This window comes from Thermosphaera sp. (genome assembly GCA_038827615.1).
GTDB lineage: Archaea > Thermoproteota > Thermoprotei_A > Sulfolobales > Desulfurococcaceae > Thermosphaera.
The window spans coordinates 769,298-794,755 of the sequence record JAWBNK010000001.1 but is presented as its reverse complement, the minus strand read 5'-3'; the positions used below and the strand labels follow the sequence as shown (position 1 = coordinate 794,755).

General features: G+C 43.1%; 24 protein-coding genes. 9 read left to right on the top strand and 15 right to left on the bottom strand.

The annotated features are described in order from the left end of the window. Nucleotides 1–50: 50 nt before the first annotated feature. From QXH45_04320 to QXH45_04280, 9 genes are all read right to left on the bottom strand, one after another. Nucleotides 51–1,262 carry a 4Fe-4S binding protein gene (locus tag QXH45_04320; protein MEM2078473.1) on the bottom strand — a complete coding sequence of 404 codons (1,212 nt, stop codon included), beginning with the start codon at nucleotides 1,260–1,262 and terminating at the stop codon, nucleotides 51–53. Between the two features lie 100 nt (nucleotides 1,263–1,362). Next, complete coding sequence (locus QXH45_04315) at nucleotides 1,363–1,548, bottom strand: chromatin protein Cren7 (GenBank protein MEM2078472.1); 186 nt, start codon at nucleotides 1,546–1,548, stop codon at nucleotides 1,363–1,365. A 128-nt stretch (nucleotides 1,549–1,676) separates the two neighbouring features. Further along, nucleotides 1,677–3,065, bottom strand: coding sequence for an amidohydrolase family protein (locus QXH45_04310; protein MEM2078471.1), 1,389 nt, complete (start codon nucleotides 3,063–3,065; stop codon nucleotides 1,677–1,679). 36 nt (nucleotides 3,066–3,101) lie between these two features. Next, nucleotides 3,102–3,986, bottom strand: a complete 885-nt coding sequence (locus QXH45_04305; GenBank protein MEM2078470.1) for a DMT family transporter — start codon at nucleotides 3,984–3,986, stop codon at nucleotides 3,102–3,104. An 87-nt stretch (nucleotides 3,987–4,073) separates the two neighbouring features. Further along, complete coding sequence (gene arcC, locus QXH45_04300) at nucleotides 4,074–5,072, bottom strand: carbamate kinase (protein ID MEM2078469.1); 999 nt, start codon at nucleotides 5,070–5,072, stop codon at nucleotides 4,074–4,076. Nucleotides 5,073–5,086: 14 nt separating this feature from the next. Then, nucleotides 5,087–5,866 carry a radical SAM protein gene (locus QXH45_04295; protein MEM2078468.1) on the bottom strand — a complete coding sequence of 260 codons (780 nt, stop codon included), beginning with the start codon at nucleotides 5,864–5,866 and terminating at the stop codon, nucleotides 5,087–5,089. A 6-nt stretch (nucleotides 5,867–5,872) separates the two neighbouring features. Continuing rightward, entirely contained in the window at nucleotides 5,873–6,793 is a 921-nt protein-coding gene (locus QXH45_04290; protein ID MEM2078467.1) for a hypothetical protein, read from the bottom strand. Nucleotides 6,794–6,867: 74 nt separating this feature from the next. Further along, nucleotides 6,868–7,941: an ornithine carbamoyltransferase gene (locus tag QXH45_04285; protein MEM2078466.1), complete on the bottom strand. Its 1,074-nt coding sequence runs from the start codon at nucleotides 7,939–7,941 to the stop codon at nucleotides 6,868–6,870. Nucleotides 7,942–8,055: 114 nt separating this feature from the next. Continuing rightward, nucleotides 8,056–9,120, bottom strand: a complete 1,065-nt coding sequence (locus QXH45_04280; GenBank protein MEM2078465.1) for a DUF711 family protein — start codon at nucleotides 9,118–9,120, stop codon at nucleotides 8,056–8,058. Between the two features lie 75 nt (nucleotides 9,121–9,195). Here QXH45_04280 and argF point away from each other — a divergent pair, with 75 nt between their 5' ends. The 3 genes from argF to QXH45_04265 all read left to right on the top strand — a co-directional run bounded on the left by argF (nucleotide 9,196) and on the right by QXH45_04265 (nucleotide 13,286). Further along, on the top strand, nucleotides 9,196–10,140 hold the full coding sequence (gene argF, locus QXH45_04275) for an ornithine carbamoyltransferase (protein ID MEM2078464.1): 945 nt from the start codon (nucleotides 9,196–9,198) through the stop codon (nucleotides 10,138–10,140). 121 nt (nucleotides 10,141–10,261) lie between these two features. Continuing rightward, nucleotides 10,262–12,691: an STT3 domain-containing protein gene (locus QXH45_04270; protein ID MEM2078463.1), complete on the top strand. Its 2,430-nt coding sequence runs from the start codon at nucleotides 10,262–10,264 to the stop codon at nucleotides 12,689–12,691. A gap of 55 nt (nucleotides 12,692–12,746) precedes the next feature. Then, the gene (locus QXH45_04265) at nucleotides 12,747–13,286 is read left to right on the top strand and encodes a hypothetical protein (GenBank protein MEM2078462.1); all 540 of its coding nucleotides are present in this window, start codon (nucleotides 12,747–12,749) and stop codon (nucleotides 13,284–13,286) included. Here the strand turns inward: QXH45_04265 and QXH45_04260 are convergent. Both QXH45_04260 and QXH45_04255 read right to left on the bottom strand, forming a co-directional pair. Beyond that, entirely contained in the window at nucleotides 13,283–13,978 is a 696-nt protein-coding gene (locus QXH45_04260; protein MEM2078461.1) for a hypothetical protein, read from the bottom strand. The genes QXH45_04265 and QXH45_04260 overlap by 4 nt on opposite strands. Before the next feature lie 17 nt (nucleotides 13,979–13,995). Beyond that, nucleotides 13,996–14,832, bottom strand: coding sequence for an Mrp/NBP35 family ATP-binding protein (locus tag QXH45_04255; GenBank protein ID MEM2078460.1), 837 nt, complete (start codon nucleotides 14,830–14,832; stop codon nucleotides 13,996–13,998). A gap of 87 nt (nucleotides 14,833–14,919) precedes the next feature. Between QXH45_04255 and mvk the strand changes: the two genes are divergently transcribed. Continuing rightward, a complete protein-coding gene (gene mvk, locus QXH45_04250; GenBank protein MEM2078459.1) occupies nucleotides 14,920–15,852 on the top strand; it encodes a mevalonate kinase in 933 nt (310 codons plus the stop codon). Between the two features lie 81 nt (nucleotides 15,853–15,933). Further along, on the top strand, nucleotides 15,934–16,353 hold the full coding sequence (locus tag QXH45_04245) for a hypothetical protein (GenBank protein ID MEM2078458.1): 420 nt from the start codon (nucleotides 15,934–15,936) through the stop codon (nucleotides 16,351–16,353). Nucleotides 16,354–16,422: 69 nt separating this feature from the next. Here QXH45_04245 and QXH45_04240 read toward each other — a convergent pair whose 3' ends face one another. Then, a complete protein-coding gene (locus QXH45_04240) occupies nucleotides 16,423–17,262 on the bottom strand; it encodes a nitrilase-related carbon-nitrogen hydrolase (protein ID MEM2078457.1) in 840 nt (279 codons plus the stop codon). 99 nt (nucleotides 17,263–17,361) lie between these two features. Here QXH45_04240 and QXH45_04235 point away from each other — a divergent pair, with 99 nt between their 5' ends. The 4 genes from QXH45_04235 to QXH45_04220 all read left to right on the top strand — a co-directional run bounded on the left by QXH45_04235 (nucleotide 17,362) and on the right by QXH45_04220 (nucleotide 19,806). After that, complete coding sequence (locus tag QXH45_04235) at nucleotides 17,362–17,793, top strand: 4Fe-4S ferredoxin (GenBank protein MEM2078456.1); 432 nt, start codon at nucleotides 17,362–17,364, stop codon at nucleotides 17,791–17,793. A 147-nt stretch (nucleotides 17,794–17,940) separates the two neighbouring features. Beyond that, nucleotides 17,941–18,126, top strand: a complete 186-nt coding sequence (locus tag QXH45_04230; protein MEM2078455.1) for an ATP-binding cassette domain-containing protein — start codon at nucleotides 17,941–17,943, stop codon at nucleotides 18,124–18,126. An 880-nt stretch (nucleotides 18,127–19,006) separates the two neighbouring features. After that, complete coding sequence (locus QXH45_04225) at nucleotides 19,007–19,222, top strand: hypothetical protein (protein ID MEM2078454.1); 216 nt, start codon at nucleotides 19,007–19,009, stop codon at nucleotides 19,220–19,222. A 131-nt stretch (nucleotides 19,223–19,353) separates the two neighbouring features. Then, the gene (locus QXH45_04220) at nucleotides 19,354–19,806 is read left to right on the top strand and encodes a hypothetical protein (GenBank protein MEM2078453.1); all 453 of its coding nucleotides are present in this window, start codon (nucleotides 19,354–19,356) and stop codon (nucleotides 19,804–19,806) included. Between the two features lie 28 nt (nucleotides 19,807–19,834). Here QXH45_04220 and QXH45_04215 read toward each other — a convergent pair whose 3' ends face one another. From QXH45_04215 to QXH45_04205, 3 genes are read right to left on the bottom strand one after another with little or no spacing between them, the layout of a single operon-like run. Next, the gene (locus QXH45_04215; protein ID MEM2078452.1) at nucleotides 19,835–21,388 is read right to left on the bottom strand and encodes an ATP-binding protein; all 1,554 of its coding nucleotides are present in this window, start codon (nucleotides 21,386–21,388) and stop codon (nucleotides 19,835–19,837) included. Between the two features lie 51 nt (nucleotides 21,389–21,439). Beyond that, complete coding sequence (locus QXH45_04210; protein ID MEM2078451.1) at nucleotides 21,440–22,678, bottom strand: DNA double-strand break repair nuclease NurA; 1,239 nt, start codon at nucleotides 22,676–22,678, stop codon at nucleotides 21,440–21,442. Beyond that, complete coding sequence (locus tag QXH45_04205; protein MEM2078450.1) at nucleotides 22,675–25,458, bottom strand: AAA family ATPase; 2,784 nt, start codon at nucleotides 25,456–25,458, stop codon at nucleotides 22,675–22,677. The genes QXH45_04210 and QXH45_04205 overlap by 4 nt, the downstream gene beginning before the upstream one ends.

Here is a 25,458-nt window from a genome sequence, read left to right as displayed (position 1 = left end):
TAATTTAATTAATCGCAGTTTAAACAAATATTTAAAAAATAAAGAAAAAGTTATTCAATGAAGTGGATCGCCCTAGTAGGACATACTGTGGTGCACAATCCACACCCGTAGCATTTTGCTCCATTTACAACCGCAACCCTCCTCCCTTTCTCCGATTCTTCTATATGAACTGCGTCGTAGTCGCATACTTGCTCACAGAATCCGCAGCCAATGCACTTTTTCTCCTCAACAACAGGTGATTTCGCCCAAACCCTTCTCGGCTCAGGTTTTAAATATTTAAGTGCTAAACCCTTCACATCTAGAATACTTGAGTACCCATGCTTCTCAAGCCACGATTTTGTTTCGCTAATAATTCGTTGAAAAACGCTGAACCCTTCTACTAGTGCGGCAGTGCAAATTTGTACAGCCGAGGCACCCGCCATGAAGTACTCTATAACATCGACCCCTCTCGATATTCCTCCGACACCTATCACCGGGAGTTTCGTATTTCTCGCCACTTCGGCTACTACTGCGAGCGATAGAGGTTTTAAAGCCGGACCACTCATCCACCCGTATCCTAGTGGTCCGCCGACGATCGGCAGGCCGGTCTCTACATCGATACTCAAGGCTGGACCTATAGTATTAGTAGCCACTATTCCATCGACCTTTACAGCCTCGAGTTCTTTGACTAAATCAGGAATGTTAGGCGTGAAGGGGCTTAATTTTGCAAATATTGGGATCGAAACCGACTCTCTGAGGGCTTTAGCTGCTTCGATAACTGGTCGATAGTCTTTGCCTATGTAATGTGTCGAGAACTCTATTGCCTCAGCTCCTGCCTTCTCAACCTTAGGTCCAAGCAGGGACAATTCTTCAGGCTTATAACCGATGCTTACGAAGAAAGCCACCCCATGGTCTTTGCAATAGTTCTTCACTATAGGGTATTCACGCTCCAGGTAGTGTTCGGCGGGGATGTCACTCCATAATTCAGCGTTGAGAAGAGCGTATATGAATCTGTAGTTTCCAGAGTCGACAGGAGTAACCCTTGTTTCACCAGGCTTAACGGGTTTGAGCATGTGGAATCGGCCGAGCCCTCTGTCTACAACGCCCATACTCGGCCTTGGAACAATAGCTGGTTTAACGCTAATTGTTTTAGCAACAACTCCTCCGACCCCGTTGTCAATCAGTAGTTTCATTGTTTCCGCGTCGCGGGATATTGGGCAGGCAGCATTCATAATAGGATTCTTCATTTTCAAGCCAGCTATTTCTACTGATAGATCAACCACACATTTCACCCACTATGCTGTGATAATCCTTATCTTAAAAGTAAAAAAACTTTTATGAAACCAGAAGAAAGTGTGTAATTGAGTCAAAAACCCAAAAAAGTTAACCACATAATGGATAGTCCTCAGGAACTTTAGCTCTGAAGAAAGCCCCAGTTTCAGGGTCCTGGAACAAGCCGACCTTTACTCCTTTTTTGCCGCGCGGGTTGAGTTGCCAAACTTTTTTTGGGATTAACTCTAACTCTTTCCCGCTTGCAGTCTTAACCTTTACTGGCTTATCGCAAGGCATGGTTTTCACCACATGAATATTTAGACTGTGAAAGCTTTTATAACTTTACTTTTTAAAAAATAAAAGAATATTGAACACTTTAACATCTTGTGGAAATTTAAGACACTGGAAACTACTATACTAAGCCCTCATATCGCTTCCAAAACGTCTATCTGGTACTCTCCTTTTTCCAAGAGTCTATCCCAAAGCCTCTCAACAACCTTGTGAACATACTCTATTGACTTTTCTTCATCAACATTTAGAAGGACGCGGTTTTTCATGACCAATTTTCCGTCGACGATAACGCTTTTGACATCTCTACTATTGACGGAGTTTACCAAGTGTCCATAGACGGTTTGAGAGTTGACGGGAGTTGAGGGTAGCTCGGGCTTTATTAATACAATATCAGCTTTTTTACCCTTCTCCAGACTCCCCAGTTGGGAGTCGACCCTGAACATCCTCGCGACGTTTACAGTAGCCATTTCAATGACCTGCATAGGCGACATTATTCTCGGGTCTCTCTTCCAAAGCTTATGTAATAGGTAAGTCGCACGAATATTTTCGAATTGGTCAAATATGTAACCATCGTTCCCGATTCCTACGTTGATGCCTCTCTCGATCATCTCAGGTATTTTCGCAACTCCCACGGCATTCAACATATTGCTTAACGGGTTGTGAGCAACATGTGCCCCAGTTTTTTTGACAAGATCCAGCTCGTCTTCAGTCGTGTTTACAGCGTGAACAAGGATGACATCGTCCTTTAAGAACCCCAGTTTATACATTCTTTCAATGGGGCGCAAACCGTATCTCTCAATATTATGGTAGACATCAACCAACCCTTCCTCGGCGTGTATTGCTAGAAGAGCGTTATACTTATCAGCCATCTCTCTCGCTTTAATGAACAAGTCGTTTGATACCGTGAAACTCGCGTGGAGGTAAATCGCTCCTTTTACTTTTTTGGACTCGTCAAGGTTATTCTTTAAAATAAACCTCTCGTTTTCTTTCAGACCTTCAATGCCTTCTTCAATTTTTCGTCTCTGTGTTGCCTCGAAACTAAGGTATCCACGTATTCCGACTTCATTAACGGCCTTCTCGATATAGTCGAGAACTCCGTGTATCGAGTTAGGGGCACTTATGTTGTCGAAGAAAAATGTAACCCCGGTTTTCACGAACTCGATAGCCCCCATAAGAGCAGAAGCGTACGCATCCTCATGAGAGAGTAGAACGTCAAGCGCCCACCATATTCTTTGAAGATTTTGCTGAAAGTCCGTCGGCGGATCGATCCTGGAAAACCATGGACTACCGGTCAATAACAGGCCATAGAAGTGTGTGTGAGCGCACATAAGGCCAGGCATAACTACGTGTTTTTTGGCATCAATATGTTCTTCGGCAATATACTTGTTTTGTCCATCCCCAATCCCAATGTCGAGGATTCGTCCACCGCTAATTGCTATGAATCCATTATCAATGATTCTTCTCTCCTTATCCATTGTAACTATCAATCCATTGGATATTAGAATATCGACTTTTTCCCGCAATCATCCCACCTTGTATATTTTTCCGACACTGCGTTTTTAAGTCTGCTGTGTCTTATTCACGCTTTTGATCTCGCCGACGGTGGTCACGTACGTTGCAAGAACTATGAGACTCCCCCCAATCACTTTGTACAACGCTAGAGCTTCGAGGCCGAGGAGGAGTGAGAATAAGAGTGCAAACACCGGTTCTAGCAAGAATACTATTGCAGCAGAGCTAGCTGAGACATACTTCTGTCCTTTGACCTGGAAATAGGTGGCTCCAAGAGAACACGCCGCCGCCAGGTAAGCTAAGTAGATCATCGTGGAGGGTGACAGGCTCCCGCCTCTTTCAAAAAACAGGACGTATGGACCTATTAGGAGAGTTGGAGTGAACATTCCATAAAGATACTCGAGCATTGAAGCGCTGCTGTACTTGCTCACTAGGATGATCTGAGCTGCCCATGCAATGGATCCTATGAAAACGAGGAACTCGCCCCAACCTCCACTGTCCTGGGGCTTGGTTAAAATGTAAAGACCAGAGAGGGCTAGGGCTAATGAGATAGCATGGGTAAGTCCATATTTTCTAGCTATAATTCCGGAATAGAGATGAACATGTAGCGTATTAAGCCCAGTGATGAACGCACTTGTCGAGGGAGATACGTATGCGGTCCCCAATCCCTGAAGCATAAGTCCTGAGGTATAAGCGACTCCGGTATACATTCCATTTATCAAACTTTTAAAATGGAATTCTCGTTTTCGCAGTTTTCTAGTGACCAGTGGTGTCAGAAATAGGAGAGAAAACATACCGCGGTAAAACGTATATGAGAAACCCGAGATTTCCTCAACAGATAGTTTAATGAAAGAAAAAGACGTACCCCACAAGATGGTCGTCATGACGAGGAAGAAAAAGCCTTTTAGTTTTAAAATACGGTTTATGTCGAGCATTCGTTATCACTCTTATCATTAATTACTAAACATTATGAGATATAATAGAAGAGTTATAAAGAAAAAAGCAAGTTGTATAAAACAGTCTTATCCTGGGAGGATCCTTGTGCCCGCCTTCCCTTTTATTGCCTCGTAAGCCTGGCTTAAGTGAGCAATGATTGCCAATTTTCCACCGTTTTGAACGAACCTTATTCCGGCTAGGACTTTTGGTCCCATGCTTCCAGGTTTGAAATGTCCCTCTTTATAATATTTTAAGGCTTCGCTGGCGGTCATCTCATCAATGGGTTTAGCATCGGGTTTTCCGTGGTTGAGGTATACTTTTTCAACATCAGTCAAAATTAATAATACGTCGGCACCCACTGCGGCCGCCATTCTTTCTGCTCCAAGGTCTTTATCTATGACTGCCTCAATCCCTTTGAGCTTACCGTCCTCTTCAACATACACTGGAATTCCACCGCCACCGTCAGCAATGACGATGAATCCGTTAGACACCAGTGTTTTGATGGCATCGATTTCTATCTGTCTCACTGGGTCAGGAGAGGGCACTACTCTTCTATAACCTCCCCTGGGATCCGGTTTAAAGGTCCAACCAAACTCTTTTGCAAGCTTCTCGACCTCATCTTTTTCATACCATGGTCCGATATACTTAGTGGGGTCCTTGAAGGCTGGGTCGTTCCGGTCCACGAGTGTCTGCGTGACAACTGTTACTACTCCTTTAATTTTCTCACCGAGAAGCTTCCTATCCAATAATTTATTGTAAAGGGCTTGCTGTAACAAGTAGCCTAGCCATCCTTGCGACATAGCGCCTGCTATGTCCAAGCTCATTGGAGGCAGATTCTTTTCCTTTAAACCAGCCATCATCCATTCCGCGATGATCCCTACTTGTGGACCATTTCCATGAGTCACCACTACTCTGTAGCCTTCCTCAATGAGTCTAGTTATGAATTCAGCTGACTTATACGCGTTGTTCCAGTACTCTTCTACAGTGCCCTTATCGTTCTTGCTTTGGAACGCGTTCCCCCCTAATGCTACAACTACGACTTCTCCAGAGTCCACGTTTTCACCTTCATTAATATCAATATTCATCTATCAATTGGCTTTTAAATCATGAAATCCGGGACGCTGCCAGGGGAATAGGATATTGTTGGTTTTAAATTATATTTTCTTAAGACCTCCACTACATGAGGATATAGTATTACATACTCTTCGTCTATGCAAGAAGCTAGTCTCGGAGACAGCGCTTTAAGTCTCTCCTTAAACTCGACATAAGACTCTGGTTTCGAGAAACTAAGCATCACGGCTGGATAAAAGTCTTTACATGGCTGAAGACCACTTGTAATTAAGTTTTCGAGACTTCTAAGTTGAATGGAGAAAAAACTAGGGTTTGCGCCAGTCAAAAGGTGAAACTCGTCAGGTGTTGTGCCTTTAAAACTAACTCTCACAGCAATATTTGAAAATCTAGATATCTCGGCAGCGTAAGATTCGTCATATCCCAATAGAATGCCGTTTGTCTCTAGAATGAACGTGTATTTTGTCTCTGAGAGGAGCTTCATGAGACCCAATAAATGCTCCCTTGATAATGTAGGTTCCCCGCCACTCAGTCTCACGTAGTAATAATTGTTTTTCTCCGCTATGTGAACGAGTTTACTGAAAGCTGAATCAATGGATTCAAACCAGCCTCCTGTTGTGGAGTGGCTGAACCTCCAGCTCCAGCAGAATTTACATCTGAGATTACATCCAACAACGTCACCAGTGGCGACCCCGCCATACCACCGTCCTCCCCTAAACCTGTAGTATTTTCTCTCCTCGCCCTTTTGGGTCACTCTACACACTAACCTCCTGGTAATGTCTGAAAGCTCTATAGGATTGTAACCTCTCATCTCGTATCAATCTCTTTCACAAGCTCTCCCAGTAAATTTCTTCACTAAAATGCTTAAGAACCTGTCTATAGACTTAAAGTCTTTCACGTTCTTAACGAGCGTTTTTTCTAGAGGGCTCCTACGGGTTTTCAATCTAGCAGCAACGTAGGACATAGATTGAATGATACCATTGTACTCTCCGAACAGTTTTAAGGATACTCCGTACTTGCACTTTGCACTTATTGAACATTTTTCACACCGCAATGAATTCTCTATGCAATACTTCTTCGAAGGCTGACGTACTTTCAGAAGGTTAGAAAGCATCTTCTCAAAGTGCCTGTCTATAGGGGCATAACGGGTTTTTCCATACCCGTGGAGAAGGAGGGCTGATACAGTCTTAGGGCCAATGCTTTCAATTGACAGTAAACCTCTTATCAGTCTTGGAGTGGGGGCATTGAACGATAATCGATCTAGGTTTCCATTTAGATGTGAAAGGGTTTTGGGGATGTAAGAAGAAAAATCCTCTGGTGACATCTTTCCTGAAAATATCTGTCTAGCCCATCTTACTGTATTATAATAGTAATCAGTATTACGCGATAGAACTATAACTTTGAGTACATCTCTGGCATCTAAAGGATTAAACATTAACGTGAGTTGATTCGCTAAACATTCGCCCTCATATAGATCAGCCATGTAACACAATTGTTCAAAAGGTTTTTTCATGGATAAGCCTAAAGCATCGTTTAATACTTCTGTTCCTATCCCGATGTTTGGAGGAATCTCGCACTGGGTGAGCAAGTCATCTTCGTTAAATTGGCATTTAATTCCTTGGAGGCTTCCGTAGCGTTTAACGAATTCGAATCCGTAACGGGTTTCTCGGATATCGAAGAAGGGCAGTAGATAAGAGTACAATAGTGTTAAACCATAATGTATTCCCTTTATCTTCATATTCCATCAGGCACTAGAAGTATGTTAGAAAAGAATAGAAGGAGAGAGATATAAAAACAATTATGAATGAATGATTACTCTCCTAGAGTCATTGCCATGACGGCCTTCTGAACATGGAGCCTGTTTTCGGCTTCCTCGAAGTACAGACTTTTCTCGTACGAGTCCAATACCTCGTCGGTAACTTCTTGCCCTCTATCAGCAGGTCCACAGTGCATATAGTAAGGTTTACCAGCCTTCTCAAGCCTCTCTCTTGTCACGATCCAATTCTTAAACTTATCTTGATAAGCCTTAGCACCTTCTTTGTCGACAACGCTATTATAGGGTGGGAAGAATCCCTTCGGGCTCCACGCTTTTGGATACACTATGGTTGCCCCCTCGAAGGCTTCATCCATGTCGTAGACGATCTTGAACTCAGAGCCCCAGTGTTTCGCATATTCCCTCGCCTTGTTCATAGCCTCATCCATTAACTCGAAACCTGGCGGATGAGCAACGTATACATCAGCACCCATCATAGCAAACATGGCGGCCACGTCCTGCGGAACTGCGAGGGGCTTCAACCCTCCACTATATGCATAGCTCACAACAACCTTCTTTCCCCTAAGGTCTTTCGGCCATCCAAGTGCATCAAAAGCCGCCTGAGCATCTGCTAAGGCTTGGAATGGATGCCAGACGTCATCTTCCATGTTGAGAACAGGTATGTCTGCCCATTTTGCAAACTCTCTAATGATCTTGTGACCCCTTCCAATGATCCATTTTGCGGCATCTCCGTAAATCCTTATTGCGATGCCATCACCATACCTGCTTAACACTCTGGCTACGTCGCTAATAGCCTCGGTTTGATATGGAACCATGTCTTCTGGTAAGGTGGGGGCATATACTTGATCGGGGCTGATGTATGTAGCCTGTCCCCCAAGCTGATATATGCCCGTCTGGAAACTGTTTCTCGTCCTGAGGCTCTTGTTGTAGAAGATGAGATACAGCATTTTTCCATCTAGCCACGTGACCTTCCTTATCCCATTATGATACATTTCTCTTAACTCTCGGGCCGCTTTCAACACTTTAAATACAGTATCAATGTCGTGGTCGTAGTTTGACAGCCAGTCTTGTCCGTGCAGAAGACCAACGAACCAAGGCTTTCCTCTGCCCATTCACATTTCACCAATTTATTACACTTATATAATACGTTTTTGCACAATATATAAATATAGTAGCGAAATCTTAACCCAGTATTGCTCCTAATGAATATGATTGCATAATAAAATTCAATACTCGAGTATTACGGCATCTCCAAATTTTCCAAGCTTCACCCACTCGCCAGGCTTCCCTGAGACGGGGATGGCTCTGAAAGAGAAAGGTTTTTTCTTAACCATTCTAATGGAAAGACTATCGAGTATTAAATTTCTAAGTTTTTCCAGGTCACTTGGGACAACAACCATGTCAACCCCTGCTACGCATGTTGATGCGTATAAAAGGAAATCTCTCGCTCTAATTAATCCTTTGGAACCATAGGTTATCAGAAGAGAGTCCTCAGCGTAAGGTAACATTACCTCGTTGAACCCTACGGCCCGTTGCTTATTCAAGTGTTTCAATATCATATCGTTGACTTTGAAAATAGAATAATTAACCCCTGGAGCATTTACCCTACATCCAAGTTGTTCTATTAATCTCGCAACGCTGTGATCCATCCAAGGAGACAAGCTATAGTCTACCTTAACTGGTAAACCTAGTTCCCCCTCCACTATGCTGGATAACTCTTCGAAAACCAAGAAAACCTTTCTGAAGGATTCCTCAAGCGTTTTCCCGGATTCAATCTCTCTTAAAATAGCGTTCGGATATAGAAAAGCTAGTGCTAATTTAACGTTTCTATCACTCGAGGAATCAGGGAAATATGGGGTAACGAACTTCTTTGTATGGAATCCCAAGGCTATCCTGGTGGCGTTTAAGGGATGGTTCTCGGCTGATTTCACGATGATTTTAGATGACTTGTCAGCGAATTCGATAGGGTCTTCGCCACTATACAGTATAGGCAAGTATGCCCCATTACTTGTAAAGTGTACTGCGTCTTCTACACGGAGTTTTTTAATACTCTGATACCCTATTGACACCAGCATGTCTGAACCTGAGACGTACTCAACAAGTTTTTCTGCAACGTCAATGGTGAGGGTTGGAAAAGAGACACGCTTGGTGAAAACGCTAAATCCATGACGTACAATGAGCTTTTCAACGGAACGGAGTAGATGACTAGCTTCTTCGAACTCACTCAATGCGGTGTTGAAGTGGTTCGAGGTTGCAAAATAGGTTACAGCTCTAACCGTAAGATCCTCCATGTTCAAGCCCTTAGAAGCTTTAAGATTGATTCAAATATATTAGTCTTCCCTAGGATGAGAGATATTGGTGTCCCCATGGTGACCAGTCTCAAAGGGAGAGATTTTCTAACTCTAACTGAGTACACTAAGGAAGAATTATGGTTCATGATTGATACAGCACTTCAACTAAAACAACGATACCTTGCAGGGGAGCGAGTCATACCTGTGCTCGTTGGACGCCACTTAGCCATGATCTTTGAGAAACCAAGTACAAGGACTAGGATAAGCTTTGAAACGGCGATGAAGGAACTGGGTGGAGACGCTTTATACCTAAGTTCAAACGAGCTCCAACTAGCCCGCGGAGAAACCATAGAAGATACGGCGAGAGTGTTATCAAGATATGTCGACGGAATCATGGCTAGAGTGTTTGAGCACCAGAAGATTGAGAAGCTTGCCGAATATTCACGCGTACCAGTGATCAATGGATTAAGCGATTTACACCATCCCGCTCAGGCGTTGAGTGACGTATTGACAATCATTGAGAAGAAGGGAAGAGACATCTCAAGGTTGAAAATAGTGTTCGTTGGCGACGGAGGAGACAATGTGCTACATAGTTTGATGTTGGCTGTTGGCATTCTGGGTGGGAAGACGATTATCGCATCTCCCAAGGGATATGACCCGCATCCTAGTGTTGTAAAATTGTTTAATGAATTCGCAACACCCAACGGCGGGTCCTATGAAATAATCCGAGATCCTTACGAGGCCGTTGAAAATGCTGACGTGGTTTACACAGACGTCTGGGTGAGTATGGGACAAGATAAGGAGCGAGAGAGGAGGGTGAGAGATCTCGAACCATACAGGGTCACTGTCGACCTGATGAGCAAGGCAAAGCCCGATGCAATTTTCATGCACTGTCTCCCAGCGCACAGGGGTGAGGAAGTTGTTAACGAGGTTATCGATGGCAAATGGAGTGTTGTATGGGATCAAGCCGAGAATAGAAAACATGCACAAAAAGCCATTCTAGCCCTTACTATCCCTTGATGGTGGAATAGATTTTTTAAATTACAACCCATATATTTCCTAAACCGAATGGTTTGACCGGTGATTTGAGTTGAGCATGAAAATTAATAAGTTCATTTACCGGGTTTACGGTTTAATCTCCTTGAAACCTCGCCTAAACACCTTATTGCTGATCAGTCTTCTAGCATTTATTTTAACCTATGGAATATACGTTAGGTTTGTCCCCTACTATACCAATGGTTTTGAATTCTTTGAATACGACTCCTATATCGAGTACTGGCAGGCGAAGTACGTTTATGAAAACGGCATCCTTTCATGGTATACTTTGACTAGGGAAAATCCTGCAACACACATATTCTGGTATCCATGGGGCAGAGATATAATATATTCCAGCTACCCATTCCTGCCCATGTGGATAGGAGGGACGTATTACCTAGTCCAGCACACGGGATTGACCCTCAAACAATGGGCCGTTATTCAACCTTTGATATTCACATTTCTCGGAATAATCGCGGCTTACTTGGCTGCAACACAGTTGTCCGGTGGGAATAAGATCGCTGGATTGATGACGTCGCTCCTCTTAGCATTCCTTCCGGCTGCCAACGATAGGACGTTAATAGGTTTCGTCGAGAAGGAGGGTATATCAATATTCTTCATATTTATGTTCCTTTACTTCTATGGTAAAACCATCTCCTGTATCGCAGAATCTAATCGTGGAAAAATATTCTTGTATGGTTCTCTAAGCGCCTTATTCTTAAGTATTGTTGGATGGTTGTGGGGAGGATACGTATTTTTGCTCGGAGTATTTGTTGCGTATTTTATCCTTTATCCATTATTCGCAGGGAAGGATTTCGATCCGAAGTTTATACAAATACACTGGTTCATAATAGTATTGTCGATGATACTCACAATTCCATCACCATCCACCTTTAATCAACTAGGTTTTTATCCACTAAGGTTCTCAGGAATTGGTTGGCCGATTCTAGCAGGTTGCGCTATACCAACTATCTATTACTACCTATCGATAGACTTCAAAAGACTTGGGTTTAAAAAACCAGTGCTCTCTAAGAAAAGATACTTTCTGTTGCTGATTTTTCTAGTGATAGGGGGTGCTCTAGCTATTACAATGGGGGTCTTAGATGTAGGTGGTAGATGGGCATGGGCCCTTGGGCTTAGATTCATCCCTGCCGATCCCCTTGTTCAGAGCATTGCGGAACACCAGTCTCCCTTATCCAGTGCTGGATCAATGCTTCAAATGCTTAGAAGCTGGGGACTTGACCCAGTGTTTCCATGGTCCCTACTGTTTCCCTTATCTCCTCTATTTCTTTCAGTCATAGGTGCTCTGTACATGATTCTATATAAGCCGCGTCCTCAAACACTGCTCATATCCCTTGGCTTCTTGCTAGCGTTTTATTCGTATCTTAACGCCGCGTATATGATAGCCATAGCATCGTATCTAGGTACGATCGTGTCTGGAGTATTTCTAGGCTTACTAATCAGCAGACTTATTCCGACTCCACAGGAACTCGCGGACTTCAAGAGAGGAAGAGTTAGGTTGACAGCTAGATCAAACAGAGTAATAATTCTCGCTGCCTTGATTTTATTCCTCGTCAACGCTTCCCACATAGCTTACTTAGATTATCAAGCTAACTCTTCAGTAGTATACACTCTTAGAGCAGGTAACTCCAATCTTGCTTTGAAAAGCGATTCATGGTACAAGATCGTTGAGACTTTGCGAAACGAAATCCCGGAAGACGGTTTAGTGATTTCGTGGTGGGACTATGGGTATGGGATAAGTGTAGATGGGGGAAGGGCATCGGTTGCTGATGGTTCTACATTAAACTTTACTCAGATAGGCATTCTAGGCTTGTTCTTGACATCTGTTAACACCACTAAAGCGGCTGAATTGGCAACTCTCTTCAACGCCCCGCCAGGTAAAACATACGTCTTAACTTTAGAACTTTTCGCGGTATATGAAGATAATGAGAGAATAATCGTGTGGCCGGTTCTATTCCCAGGTTCAAGTATGCCGGGTGGAATAGATATTCCGAAGAGTGTTTGGATGATTAGAATCGGTAATGCAACCGTTGATGTATTGCGTTTAAACGGCGTGGATATTTCTTACCCGCTGACATCAGAATACCTGGTCTTACTGGGTAATCAATACATAACCCCCAGGTTCGATGAACCCCAGAAGCTACCCCTCTTGTACAAAATGATGGTTGACGGAATGCTCTATTGGGCAGGGTCAAGGAACAAGACAAGCATCTTCGCGTGGTACGGGGGGACGGCATCCCCGTTAAGCACATCCAACGTTAACAGGATTAAGGAGGTTCTGGGGCTCGACATAACTCTCGGCATTTCAAACCCAATAATCATTAAAATACAGGAGAGGCCCTTACTCAACGATACATATTTTAAACCGTTCTCAATAATAGCTGAACCATTCTACGATCCAAGGACAGGGGAGATCGTGAAAGTCGGCGTCCGCGATCCTGATAACCCATATGGAACTCTCGAGGGCGTTCTCTACAGTGTTGGATTTGTCTATGAAGTGGGGATACCCCCGTAGCTTATCCCACGGTTTTTAAATCGTTCTTTAACGATTATAATCTCGGTGCAGCGAAGTGTTTAGAGCGAAGCCTAGAGATCCTTTAAAAAACGCTATTGAAACACTATACAAGGTCAGGCTTCTAGGTAACAGGTTAGAGGTGTTGGTTGACAGAATTAGCGAGCGGAGAAACGCATTATTTGAGAGAATGGTTGATCTACAGTCAAGAAATGAGAAATACCTGTCGAAAAAATATGCTGAGGAAATAGCCCGTCTAGATAAGCTGATTTCACGTCTAACGACGATCAAGCTAGTGGTTGAAAAAATAGATTTATCGCTTCAATATGCTATTAACATGAGAGAGTTTAACGATCTATCAAAAGAGCTAACTTCTATCGTCGGTGAGCTCAAAAGCTTGCCCGAGGCAAACCTCCCAGAATTGAACATGATAATGATGGGCCTTGAGGAATCTGTTCGGGAAATGAGCGAGATAAGCCACATTGGCTCTTCAAGTTATTCTGGACCAGTAGAGGCAAACCCGCAGGATGTGAGGAAAATTCTTGAGGAGGCTCGAGAGGTTATGAAGAAGAGATTGGAAGTAGATTTGACTGTTTAAATTTGAAGCGTGTATTTTCTCTCTTCTCTTATAGGTACGAATCTAACGTTGAATGGTTTGAGAGCATCAATAATATCTTGTGTAATCCTCTTGTGAAGATCCTCCGGTAGTACTATGAGATATTCATTGTAGCCTCTATTAAGCATGCAGGATCCTATTGCGTAGGCTAGGCTCTTATACTGGGAAGCCGTGTCAACTCCTGGATCAATAACCCACACTCCGGTTTTGCTATCATCTGTTGAAGCTATGATGTCTGGTTGAAGAGCTTTCGCATATTTATTTTCGCTCGCCTCGTATCCGAGCCTCTCCAATTCTTCGAGAACTTCTTTCAAGACCTGCTTCCTAGTGGCGGATACGCGTTGAATCCCAGTGTACTTGTCTAATTCACCATGTTCTTCTGGGTTGTATAACGTGTACCTTCCTCTATCTAGCCTGAATAAGAACAATTTTTCGGGATCTTTGTACTTGTCCTTACTGCTACTATTCACAGTTACTAAGTCTACCTCGAAATCAAGGCTCATCTCGGATCTTGAGGGATCCTTTTCATGCGCTTTTGAAGCCAACTCTTTTCTGGTGAAGGCTATTTTACCCGATCTATATAATTCCTCAGCAACTTCCTTTATTAACACCCAATTTGGCTTCTTGTTGAAACTCTCTGAGGCTTCCACTAGAACCTCCCCATTGCATCTCATTCGCTTCGAATTCATTATTATGATTCGACTATCCTTATTAATTCATCTGCTAGACTTTTTATGGCTTTTGATGCCTCCCCTTCATGGTTGATTAGAATGTAAGGCATGCCTTTGTCGATTGACTCATTTATTAAGGGGTCTATGGGGATCTTAGCCAATAGCCTTGTTCCGTACTTAGCCGCCAACTCCTCGCCCGTGGACTTGCCTAATACCTGTGAAATTCTTCCGCAATGAGGACACTTAAAATAGCTCATGTTCTCGACTATTCCAAGCATTCTCACATTGTATTTGGCAACGAAATTGATTGCTTTTGCGACTATTGTTTCAGACAACATGTTCGGAGCAGTCACTATAATCGCGCCCGTAATCGACGGTATTGACTGAGTAAGGGTTATTATAACATCTCCTGTACCCGGGGGCAAGTCGACTATGAGATAATCCCCGCTATCCCACCTAACCTTGCTTAACAGTTCTACAATCGCCTTCGAGACGAGCGGCCCCCTCCAGACAACTGGAAGGTCTGGAGAGTCTAGCATTAGATTCACTGCGACGACCTTGATTCCAAGAGGACCAATAACTGGCAAGATATTGCCTTCTTCATCAGCATAATGTCTGGTTCCATGCAACCCTAGGACTGATGGTACTGATGATCCGTGAATATCACCGTCCAAGAGGGCAACCTTTCGCCCTTTTTCAGCAAGCGCTAGGGATAACATTGAAGATAAGAAGGTTTTACCCACGCCTCCCTTTCCACTAAGAATCAATATTTTATACTTGTAGTTTCTGAGTTTTCTCTCTACCTCGTTTACCAGGTTGAACGCAGGTTTAAAAGGTATTTTCTTATAATCACTCATTTTCTCAGCCTATATTAACTGTTTAGAAGTATTTAGTTAATGTCTTAAATATCTATATCAATGTTATAATGGTTGGAGCTGAGAAGGATGATCTGTAGCGTAGCGCCGGGCAAAATAATCCTGGTGGGAGAGCACTTTGTTGTCAAAGGAGCTCCCGCGATAGGGCTCGCAGTATCAAAATACGTTAAAGTGTGCATTGAAGAAGGAGAATCAGAGATCATGTCGAGGCAGCTTGGGTTAATAAGGCAGGACTCCCCGCTCTATAGAGCATTGATGAAAATCACGTTAATCGTCCGAGAGAACTACAAGTGCAGTGATAAAATCAGGGTGTCGATCGACTCGGAGATCCCAATAGGTAGTGGAATGGGTTCATCAGCCGCTATCAACGTGGCCTTCACACATGCTTATTTCACGTTATGTGGTTTGAAACCGGATAAAGAACTCGTCAACGGCATCGCCTTCGAAGGAGAGAAAGAAATTCATTCAAAGCCGAGCGGTATTGATAACACATTGGCAACATATGGAGGATTCATTAAGTATCAGGGAGGGGTTTTCCACAGAATCAATGCAAAATTGAAGGAGGATGTAGACTTCGTAATTGTTAACACGAACATTAGGAGAGTTACGGGCAATATCGTTGAAGATGTATTGAAACTTTACGATAGGTATCCGGAAATATTTGATCATGTATACGAAGCCGCTTCACATCTAGTCGAAGAATCATTGAGGTCTCTTATCGATGGCGATTATGAATCTCTTGGACGATTAATGCTTATTAATCACGGGTTATTGTGGAGCATAGGAGTCTCGCACAAGTCCAATGACATGCTTGTCCACAGACTATTGGATAAAGGATGCTATGGAGCCAAGCTGAGTGGTGCTGGAAGAGGTGGCATTGTTATAGGATTAGCTGATAGGACAGTATCCACGGCCATTATTGACGAGCTCGCAGAAGAAGGTTTTCTAGCATTCAGGGTTATACCCGATTATGAAGGAGTGAAGATAGTTCAGGATAATTAAGGGTGTACGCAATTCTTTAATAGGGATGATGTAAATAGTGGTCAATGATATTGATGATTAAACTCCCATGGGCTGACTAAAATGATTGTTGACCGTACACGTAAGAACTCGATAAGAGTGAGGGAGAAACCAGAGGTTTTAAGGAAAATCAGCTTATTGCTCTCAGAATATTTGACAGCATTTTATTCATATAATTCTTTAATAAAGGATAAAAATTACTACTTGAAACCTGTACACGTGGTCGTGCGTAGAACGCCTGATGGTGGGAGCGTAAAGTACTATTACTACGGCAGGTACTGGTATTCTCTCCAGAAGACTAGTGCTCCCAGTAAGGTAAGGTGGATATATAAGGGTAGGGAGAAACCGGACCCGAGTCTTCCCGACCCTCCTGCCAACCCTGTGGAAGGTTTAGTCATTAAGCAATATGAAGACTATGTGGAGTTAGTGTTCTCGAGTGAAGAGCTTTTCAAGCTGATCTATGAGAAGCTGAGCCAGCAATAACTTAGTTACTCGCTAACACGTAGAGTAATTGAGTTCTTTAGCTTGATACGCATCTGATTTATGGAAATATCATTCCACGGAAGAATGGTTTTCATGAAGTTCTTTCATTCTTACCTCCCACCTTTTCTTCGACTGATTAATGACCGGTAGTCTCTCTCTTGCCATCTTAACCTTATCAAGCTCCAGCGTAAACTCTCTGTAATCCTCAATCACTCCCATATCTAACTCCCTATAGCCTAATGGGTTGAAGACGCCGCTCCTGCCAACGAAGAAATCTCCCACCTGATCCGCTAGCACCAAGTACATGGTATTTTCGTGGGCTCTCACCGAGGAAAGCTTGTCGAGAACCTCTTCTTTCAACAATCCCTTAACCCATCCCGCTTGAACAAACACCGCGTCAGCCCCGTTCAATGCGTAAAACCTAAATAGTTCTGGGAACCTCAAGTCATAGCATACAGCGACGGAGATCCTGAAGTTTCGTATATTCAAGAACTTGCTAGGCGCGTCTCCCGGCAAGAAATATTTCGACTCTCTGTAACCTAGAGCATCGAACAAGTGGATCTTGCTGTACAGGGGAACAACTTCTCCATCGTTTTTAACTAAAACGCTTGTGTTTCTGGATAGAGGAGGTTTGTCAGTTTTCTCAATTATATTGGCAATAATGTGTATGCTTAGGGTTTCAGCGAGTCTTTTAATTTTATCTAAAAAAGTGCTTCTCTCGATAACCTCACTGTAAGCATAAACTTCCTCGGGCGTGTTGAATTTCAATGGATTTAACATGCTGTATTCGGGAAGGATAACGAGTTCTGCCTCCTTATGCTTACTTGTCACTATTCTGAAAGTTTTCTCGGAGTTCTCTAAAGGAGTACCATTAAAGTCTGCTTGGACAATCCCGATAACTAACTCCATCACTGGCTCCCTTTTCGATACATATTTGTCTCATAGTTTATTAAATAGTGTGATGAAATAAACCTTGAAAGCCAATAACCTCAGTGGAGGTAGGATTATTTGGATAGGTATCCAAGACTTTTAGACACTAATGCCAAAAGCCGGGTTATCAGGGATAAGAAGAAAATTATGATATTCAGCAGATGCATGCAGGAGGAGCATCCAAGCGTTCTCAAAGAGTTTGAGAGAGAATATTGTTTATTATCTGTGTGTCCAGAGGCCGAACATGTTAATATGGTAGGGTTTAAGCTTGCGGGTATATTAGCTCGTGGAGAGTACGACGAATTAGCTGTGTTAACAGTCGACGGAAGCATGCACTGCACGCAGATTCACTGGATGGTTGAAGAAGTATTCAAGACGTGTAAACCAAAATGCGAGAGAAGGCATCTCGTGTATATCAATGGACAACTGGTATGGGTAGATCAAGATACTGTTAAGAAAAGCCGGTTTCTATCCAAGATCAGCAGACTTGCTGATCCTAATGAACATTAGTGTCAATGCCCTCGAAATAAGAGTTGAACTGTTTTTAAATCATCGACTTAATAAAACAGCAAAGTGGAGTGGCATGTGTAGGGGTCCTTTGCTATCCGTTCGAACCTCGTAGTCAAATATGGTAGTTTTACCGCAGTTAATACGGTATTGCTACGTATCTGTGCCGGAGACGTCTACTGCATACTCGGATCTAATGGAGCTGGGAAAACGTCGATTATCAAGAGTATTGTAGGGATACATAAGCCGGAGACGGGTGAAGTGAAAGTTCTGTGTGTGAACCCCTGGGTTGATTTCAGGGTGAAGAACAAGATAGGGATGTTGCCAGCGGGTTGAACGAGATAGGAGAGGACCGAGGAAGGCTCTTGATATGGCTAAGAAGCATGAGTTCGACGTCCTGGTTGTTGCCTACAGGGTGTGCAACTGTTTTGATGCGTTTGGTTTATGAAGGTTTTCGTGGGATTTCTTCACGATGATGAGAAGTGTTTCAAGACATCTAGATGTGAGCCCCGTGCCGTTGGGCTCGAAGGGTGCTCATGACTCCTGCGTGGAGTGGTCGGTGACCACGGTGGACCGCGGGGTAGGAGGCACAACCCGCCCCATGGAAAACCCACAAAAGCCTAGAGCGGGAAACGGATCATGGCTAAGGACACTGAGGCTATCCATTTATTTACCCTGTGGGCAAACTTTGCATCATTAACCTCTTTGATCACTATTGTCATAATTGATTTCCTTGAAGTTCAAAACATGGTAGGATTATATGTGTTGGGGATTTCCGAAATTTTTGGAACACTACCTCTGAATAGTAATCACATACGATTTATTCTATCGCTGTTGCACCTAAGATTATACGATAAAATAGTAATCTCGTTTCTCGGATCCACCACGATAGCAATTCTGCTTTCAACCAGGAGTTTAAGCATCGTGATGATTCAACTCCTGGTCAGTTTTCTAACAATATCATATGAGCTAGGAATGTCAATGCTCATATCCAAGGCATTTTATCTCTTACTCGGAAAAGTTGGAAGCGTAAGAGCAAGGTATGTCGTATCTTCTGTCTATGCATTATCCATCACTCTTTTGATCTCGCTCAAATTTTATATTGAAAGTTTTAGTAAGTGGGTGACTACATGGTTCTTTACGCATGTTATTGATAATAACCTGTTACTAAGCGCTATTTTTTCCTTTCAACTTCTATTCAAATGTCAGAGATGGATTGTCAACTGCCATATCCGCGCTCTTCTCTATCGGATATATCTTGCTGGGTTTTCTCAGCCTGATAAACATATACAAGGAATTAGCGAGATTATCAACGTCTTCAAGAGTAGGTAACAAAGGTCAAAGTTTCAAGAATCAAAGCCTCTGTATAAGGTTTTTCCCAGCAATCATTGACGATAGCGTTGTTGAGAAAATACTTAAAAACGATTCTTAGGTTTCCAGGTTACTCTATAGCGTTTTTCTTGCCGTTTGCTCTTGCACTAATCAGTAGTTTGACTTACCCCGGTAATCCGGTTCTGGGCGTTCAAACTATATCACTGGGGATGATGGTTTTCCCCGATCATCTTGAGCGTTGAAGCGTTCGGGCATGAGTATATGAGAACATTACCACTAACATTAAGGACAATCTTTAAGACTTTGGCAATAATGGGAATATTAGAGTATTTCTTCACCTATCTTTCTTATTTTGTTTTAATCTCCGCTAGAATTTCCAGGGTAAGCCTAGAGGTCTTGAATACCGTGTTCACATTACTCCATGTACCAGGTCTCATCCTGCTCGAATTATGGTTGCTCTTCAAGCTCGAAGGAGAAAGGGTTTTCACCGGTTCATTCTACATGAAGCTGTCTCGAACCATTTTCGTTTATATTGTAGCGTACCTTCTCCTCTTTATACCCGTGTGGTCGTCCTACTATTTGGCATCCATGTTTCTTGATGAAACAATGTTCTATTTCGCCCCTATTGCTTTCTCAGTAGGAATACTCATCGTTGCAGCTACGGAATACTCAAGGATAAAATAACTGTGTTATTAATACGTGTGCGGGAGGCTTAATCAAACGTTACAGGTACTATGATGTACCTACTGGCCTCTTTCGACGCGCTTTCTGCCGCTTCCACATATTTTTTCCACTCGAAATGGGCTTTAATATCACCTCCGCCGATCTTTCGTGATGCTCTATCTATTTTGACTATAGCTGGCAAAGGCGTCATCATACCTAGTACGACGGCCTCGCCTACATTCAAGCTTGGTAGAAGTTCAAGTAGCTCATCGCTCAAAGCTTCGCTGGCCTGTTGAACGTAGCTCTGGTCCCCGGGTTCAATAAGCCGGAGAATAATTTTATTATTGGTCTGGCTTAGCGAGTCTTCATCGAGCTTCTTTGGGCGTTGGCTCACAAGGCAGAGTCCAATGCCGAACTTCCTCCCTTCTCTCGCTATTTTGCTAGCTATGCTTTTTGCCATGGTCGCCCTGTCCGCTGGCAAGAGTATGTGTGCTTCCTCAATTATTCCTAAAACAGGGACTGGATATCCTTTCCCAGTCGACGTGTAGCGCTTCCTCTCTTCGAGGAGCCAGCTCAGATAATGGTAAACGATTACATCAGCGACTTCCTCACTAACTCCTCCCAATCTGAAAATATTTGCCTTTCCTGGTTTGATCGCATCCGTGATATCAGGAGGAGCATCTACAGTAATGACTCTCCCCTCATACTCGTCTCTAAAATCTTCAAGCTTCGAGATCACATCTAACACGCTCGCCTTATCTCTACTAACTATTGAAGACCCCTCAGAGCTATTCAAGAAACCCATAAGAGTCCCAGCAATCTCTTCGAGAAACTTCTCTGGTTCCTTCGAATCAATCCCCTTCTTTTTCACCTCATTAAAGGCTCTTCTAAGATACATTCTCTGCTTATGTGCTTTCTCATCGAGATTCAACAGCTTAAATAATTCGCCGAGCCTTATCTTGCTTGGATGAATCTTTGGCTCGACAATGTTTGTATTCTCGCCTGCTATTTCCCCATACTCGTTGTGCATATCAAATAAAACAATCGTACCGTTCAACTCATTGACAATGCGGTCAACTAAGACACCAACGGTGTTAGACTTTCCTGCACCTGTTACAGCGAGAATTGCCAGGTGCCTAGAGATTATGGCGTTTACATCTATTGAAACCTTCACCTCGGGATGATTGACCAACACCCCTATCCTAACCCATCCATCCCCGTTCCTCGAAAATATTTCTTCCAGGATCTTGCTCTCGGCTTTATACACTGGGGTCCCCGGTTTTGGAGGATATTTTGGGGTTTCCACTACCCCCCTCTCTATGAGAGAATCTACCCAGCTCAATATCCTTGCGACTCCAATATTATATTCAACCATGTCAGCGCCGAGAGCGGATGCTTTAGCAACGTAGTCAGGCTTTATATGGGGAACAGAGAGTAACGGGTTTCCAATTTTCGACACCTCAACCATTGCAAGGGCCAAATCCTCTCTCTCCCCATTCCTGTATGAGACTAGGACGTATTCCCCAACTCTTGGAGGCTCGAGCGAAGTGAATACTACGCGTGAATGGGTCGTCTCACCAATTACATTTCCAATTATTTTCATGCTATCACACCATTTTCCAATAGTAAGCTAATCTTAAAAATTGGGAAAAATCTAATCCTCATCATAATATAGGACCCATTCACCAAGAACTTCTCTCCCGCTCCAATGTGGAAGAACCTTGAGAGTGTAGGCTATAGCTATAATGTCATCTCTAGTGATTTTGCTCAACTTATCTGCCTGTAGAAGGGGATAGGGATATCCGTTGTAAGATAGTGGATATACGTGGTCAACCACGTTTTTAACGATGGCCGCCGCCTTTTCCTCATCCATTTTATATTTGTTGCTGAATGGTATCTCCAATTTCACGACAGGACCTCCCCGCAGTAAACGAACATAGGATAGAATGAGTCCAACGTTGCTGTAGAAATCCCCTATCAATGATTTAAGCACTCCTTTAGACGGCAGGGTTTTAACGAATCCTACTTCTTCCAATATGATTGGCCGAGAGAAGCCTTCATTTATAATTAGCTCTCCGAAGATCGACATGTCGCTAGGAGTGATCGTTTTACCACCAGCAATGCTGGCTTTACTCAGGTCTTGTTTAATGAACCTCTCATAATATAGTTTACTTCTGCTTGTTTTAGAGATAAATACCACAGAGCCATCGGGTTCTTTACCGACAGTCTTCTCCAACAGGATACGGAGTGAGAGTAATTTTTCAATGAATACTAAAAGGACGAGGGCCATCTCGCCGGTTGATCGGTCTATATTTTTATTCTCGAGAATAAGTCTTGACACAAAAGGATCTTCATAGTACACTGTGCTCTCTTTTAATTCTTCGACCTGGACACGAAGACGTGACCAGAGCTCGTCAAACACCTCCTCTCCAAGCTCTTTGATGGTTCCGGCATAAGCATCTTCGAACTTGATGAATCCTGCCATGGGTTCAGGATTTATGAGAAGAGATGTTAGGCTCCCATCAACTAATACTCTTTCCTGATCGCTCATCAAAGCTGTTTTCAACTCACATATCTCCCGTAGCACTCTGGCGATATCAGAGGTTCTGGGGAATGCTAAGACTCCTATATCCCCAACCATTCTTTGAGCAATGCCTTTTGACGTCTTCTCAACTCCATAACCGATAACACTGTACACACTGAAGTCTCTTAGGTTCAATAAATTACTGCTTCCATCGACAGCTATGAAACTTTCAACGTCTCTTGACACGGGTTTATAATCCATCCATAGTCTCTTTGCAATCTCCCTGTAGTCTTCGAGACTTATCGTGTTTATGTAGGTGGATATCTTATTCCATCTGCGCAAGGCTAGCTCGAGGAGATAATCTCTCAAGATTCCTCCCTCACTACTTTTGAGAATTCAACTTTCACTACTCTATACACAATATTTGCTGCTTCAACCAGTTCGTTGTCGTGAGTGACAACTATTATTTGAGGGATGTTTTCCCCTCTTCTAAACTTTTTCAACAACTCCACAAGGTCTCGTCTCCTCTCTTCATCAAGGTACTCGGTCGGTTCGTCCAGTGCTAAGAATCCTATGTTGCCCTGAGTTACTATCTGGTTTATGGCCAGCAATGCTAGGATGCTAATAGCCACCTTCTCGCCCCCACTCAGCTGTCCTACTGTAAACTCTCCACGGATTCTTGATAGTTTAACCCTTATACTGTATTCTTCATCTATTTGAATTGATTCAAATCCTAGGTCGAAAACGTCACTTAGACTTTCCATTATCCTGCTCATAACCTCTACGTAGTGCTTCCGCAAGTATTTTGGCAAACCGTCCTTGTGGAACAAATTATTCTTAAGCCAGTAGAGAATGAGTAACTTCTTAATTGCGTCGTTAGCTTTAAACGCTTTTTCACGGAGTTTTTTCAACTCCTCATCGATTTCTTCCCTATCCAAACGATGCTGTTGGAGGAGCATTTCATTACTCTTTATCTCGTATTCGAGTTTGCTCAACAATTCCCTAGCGTTCTCAGCGTTTTTCACCTCCTTTTCAACAGCTTCAAGCTTGTCGCAAATTCTTTCTAGCTCAGTCTCCAGAAGCTTTAACTCTTCATTCTTCTTCTTAAGCTTCTCACGGCTATTTATCAAGTTGTTTTCTATCGTCTCCTTTTTATGTCTTAATAGAATTAATCTTTCCCTAGCCTCCGCGGCTTCTCTAAACCTCCTCTCGATAGATTCGAATTGCGAGTCAAAGATTTCGAGAGGAATTCTCAATATCATTGCCAGGTCTTTCTTAAATAGTCCGGCTTTATCCTCGAGGTTCCTTATGTCCTGCCTTAGGGTTTCAACCTCTTCCCTTAAGCGAGAGTGATATTCGGAGTCATATATTTGGGAGAGATTTCGCCATTCGCTTCTATCTTTCTCCAGAGTTTTAATTCTGTTCTCAAGTTCTCTGACGCTTTGCTCTAGGTTTGCTTTGAGCTTGGATAACTCATCAACCCTCCTTTCGTGTTCTTTGAGAGCTTCCTGATTATCTAGGAGGGATTTCAAAGTTTCTTTAATCTTCTCGATGATGTCGAGTTTACTCTCGATCTCTGGGAGATCCCTGGTTTCAATCCTCTTTCGATCACTTTCTAGCTTAGTCAACAGTGAGCGAGCTTCTTCTACCATTTTTTCCAATTCTTCGAGTAGCCTTCTCCTGTGATCATCATCTAAAGGCCTTCCGCAAACTGGGCACTTGGGCTCCGTAGACTTTGATAGAATCAAAATTTTGTTCTCATAATCCCCCAGCCGGCTTCTTGTATCGGACTCTCTCTCCATTAGCCTCCGAAGATCTTCTTTTAGTTGCGAGAGAGCATTCTTTATCTCCTCATGAATCTTTTCGAGGTAGTCTATATTCATGAGGGCTTCATTACCATCGAAAAGTGCCTCCTTGGCCAATCTCGTGAACTCTCTTTTATACTTCTCAATATCTGTCTTCAACTTCTCAAGGAGCCCTCTCTCCCTCCCTATCTCATCATTCAACTCCCCTAGGCGTCTCCTCGCTTCATCAAGGTTCCCCTCGAGCCCCAATATGAGGTCTTCCAGGGCCTCTAAGCTACCGTATTTTCCAGCTAATTCTCGGTAACGATGCTCAATGCGGTTAAGATTGCTTAACTCCCTTTCCTTTGACTCGAGGATTTGTTTCCTGCTTCTGATTTCTCCGTAAATTTTAACGAGGGTTTCGAACTTGTCGATCACCGAGGCTAAGGCGGAGGCCTCCTCGAGATCCTTCAACTCCGCGTTTATTTCTCTCAGAGCATTTTCATTAGCTAGTATTTCTTTCTCGAGCTCTTTCTTATCTTCCCTTAGACGAAAGATGCTTTCCTCAACCCTCGATTTTACTTGGACCAGCTCATCTCGTTCACGTGATAATTCGTCCAGCCTTGAGGCTTTCTCGCGAAGGCCCTCGGCGATTATTTTATTCTTAACTTCAGTGATGATCCTTTCGCACCTAGCAATGGCTTCATCTTTCTCCCTCCTCTTTTTCAACAGTTCTTTGTAAGCCTCCGTAAACCTCTTTTTTACTGTCTCCAACCGATTAATATCGCTTTGCGAGGGGCAAAATGTACCAATGTCCTCTGAGACTTCTAGGCATATTTCTTTAATCTTTTCACCGATCTCTTCGTAAACATTTAATCCCAATAGCTCGTCAACTCTTTCCTTCCTCTCCGAGGGTTTGGTTTGGGTGAACAACTCAGTTAAGCCTCCTTGCGCCACTATTGCGACTCCGTTAAGCTTTTCAGGATCTAATCTTATCAACTCCTTTAGGGTCTTCTTTACACTTTCAACACGGTCAGCAATCAGCTTTCCGTCTTTGAAAAGGAAAGCCTTTCTGTCCCTTCCAATCTCTTTCTCGATTCTAAACTCGTGTCCCTCGTACTCGAATTCTAGTATTACTCTAGCGTTTTGAGAATTCTTGTTCACTAAATCTTCTATCTTCCCAGCCCGCCACTTTTCGCTTGTGAGAGCATAGTAAATGGCTTCCAGGATGCTCGATTTTCCAGCCCCATTCTCCCCTATAATGACGTTTACTCCTTCATCGAACTGGATGTTTGAGTCTTTGTGGCTTAAGAAGTCTTCTAGGATTACTCTCCTAATGATTAAAGGATAACTCTTAGAGTTCAC

Coding starts and splice junctions, on each gene's coding strand:
- QXH45_04255 (MEM2078460.1), bottom strand. CDS start 14,832: ATGAGTGATTATAAGAAAATACCTTTTAAACCTGCGTTCAACCTGGTA.
- arcC (MEM2078469.1), bottom strand. CDS start 5,072: ATGAATATTGATATTAATGAAGGTGAAAACGTGGACTCTGGAGAAGTC.
- QXH45_04290 (MEM2078467.1), bottom strand. CDS start 6,793: ATGAAGATAAAGGGAATACATTATGGTTTAACACTATTGTACTCTTAT.
- QXH45_04285 (MEM2078466.1), bottom strand. CDS start 7,941: ATGGGCAGAGGAAAGCCTTGGTTCGTTGGTCTTCTGCACGGACAAGAC.
- QXH45_04305 (MEM2078470.1), bottom strand. CDS start 3,986: ATGCTCGACATAAACCGTATTTTAAAACTAAAAGGCTTTTTCTTCCTC.
- QXH45_04240 (MEM2078457.1), bottom strand. CDS start 17,262: ATGGAGTTAGTTATCGGGATTGTCCAAGCAGACTTTAATGGTACTCCT.
- argF (MEM2078464.1), top strand. CDS start 9,196: ATGGTGACCAGTCTCAAAGGGAGAGATTTTCTAACTCTAACTGAGTAC.
- mvk (MEM2078459.1), top strand. CDS start 14,920: ATGATCTGTAGCGTAGCGCCGGGCAAAATAATCCTGGTGGGAGAGCAC.
- QXH45_04315 (MEM2078472.1), bottom strand. CDS start 1,548: ATGCCTTGCGATAAGCCAGTAAAGGTTAAGACTGCAAGCGGGAAAGAG.
- QXH45_04280 (MEM2078465.1), bottom strand. CDS start 9,120: ATGGAGGATCTTACGGTTAGAGCTGTAACCTATTTTGCAACCTCGAAC.
- QXH45_04245 (MEM2078458.1), top strand. CDS start 15,934: ATGATTGTTGACCGTACACGTAAGAACTCGATAAGAGTGAGGGAGAAA.
- QXH45_04295 (MEM2078468.1), bottom strand. CDS start 5,866: ATGAGAGGTTACAATCCTATAGAGCTTTCAGACATTACCAGGAGGTTA.
- QXH45_04215 (MEM2078452.1), bottom strand. CDS start 21,388: ATGAAAATAATTGGAAATGTAATTGGTGAGACGACCCATTCACGCGTA.
- QXH45_04260 (MEM2078461.1), bottom strand. CDS start 13,978: ATGAGATGCAATGGGGAGGTTCTAGTGGAAGCCTCAGAGAGTTTCAAC.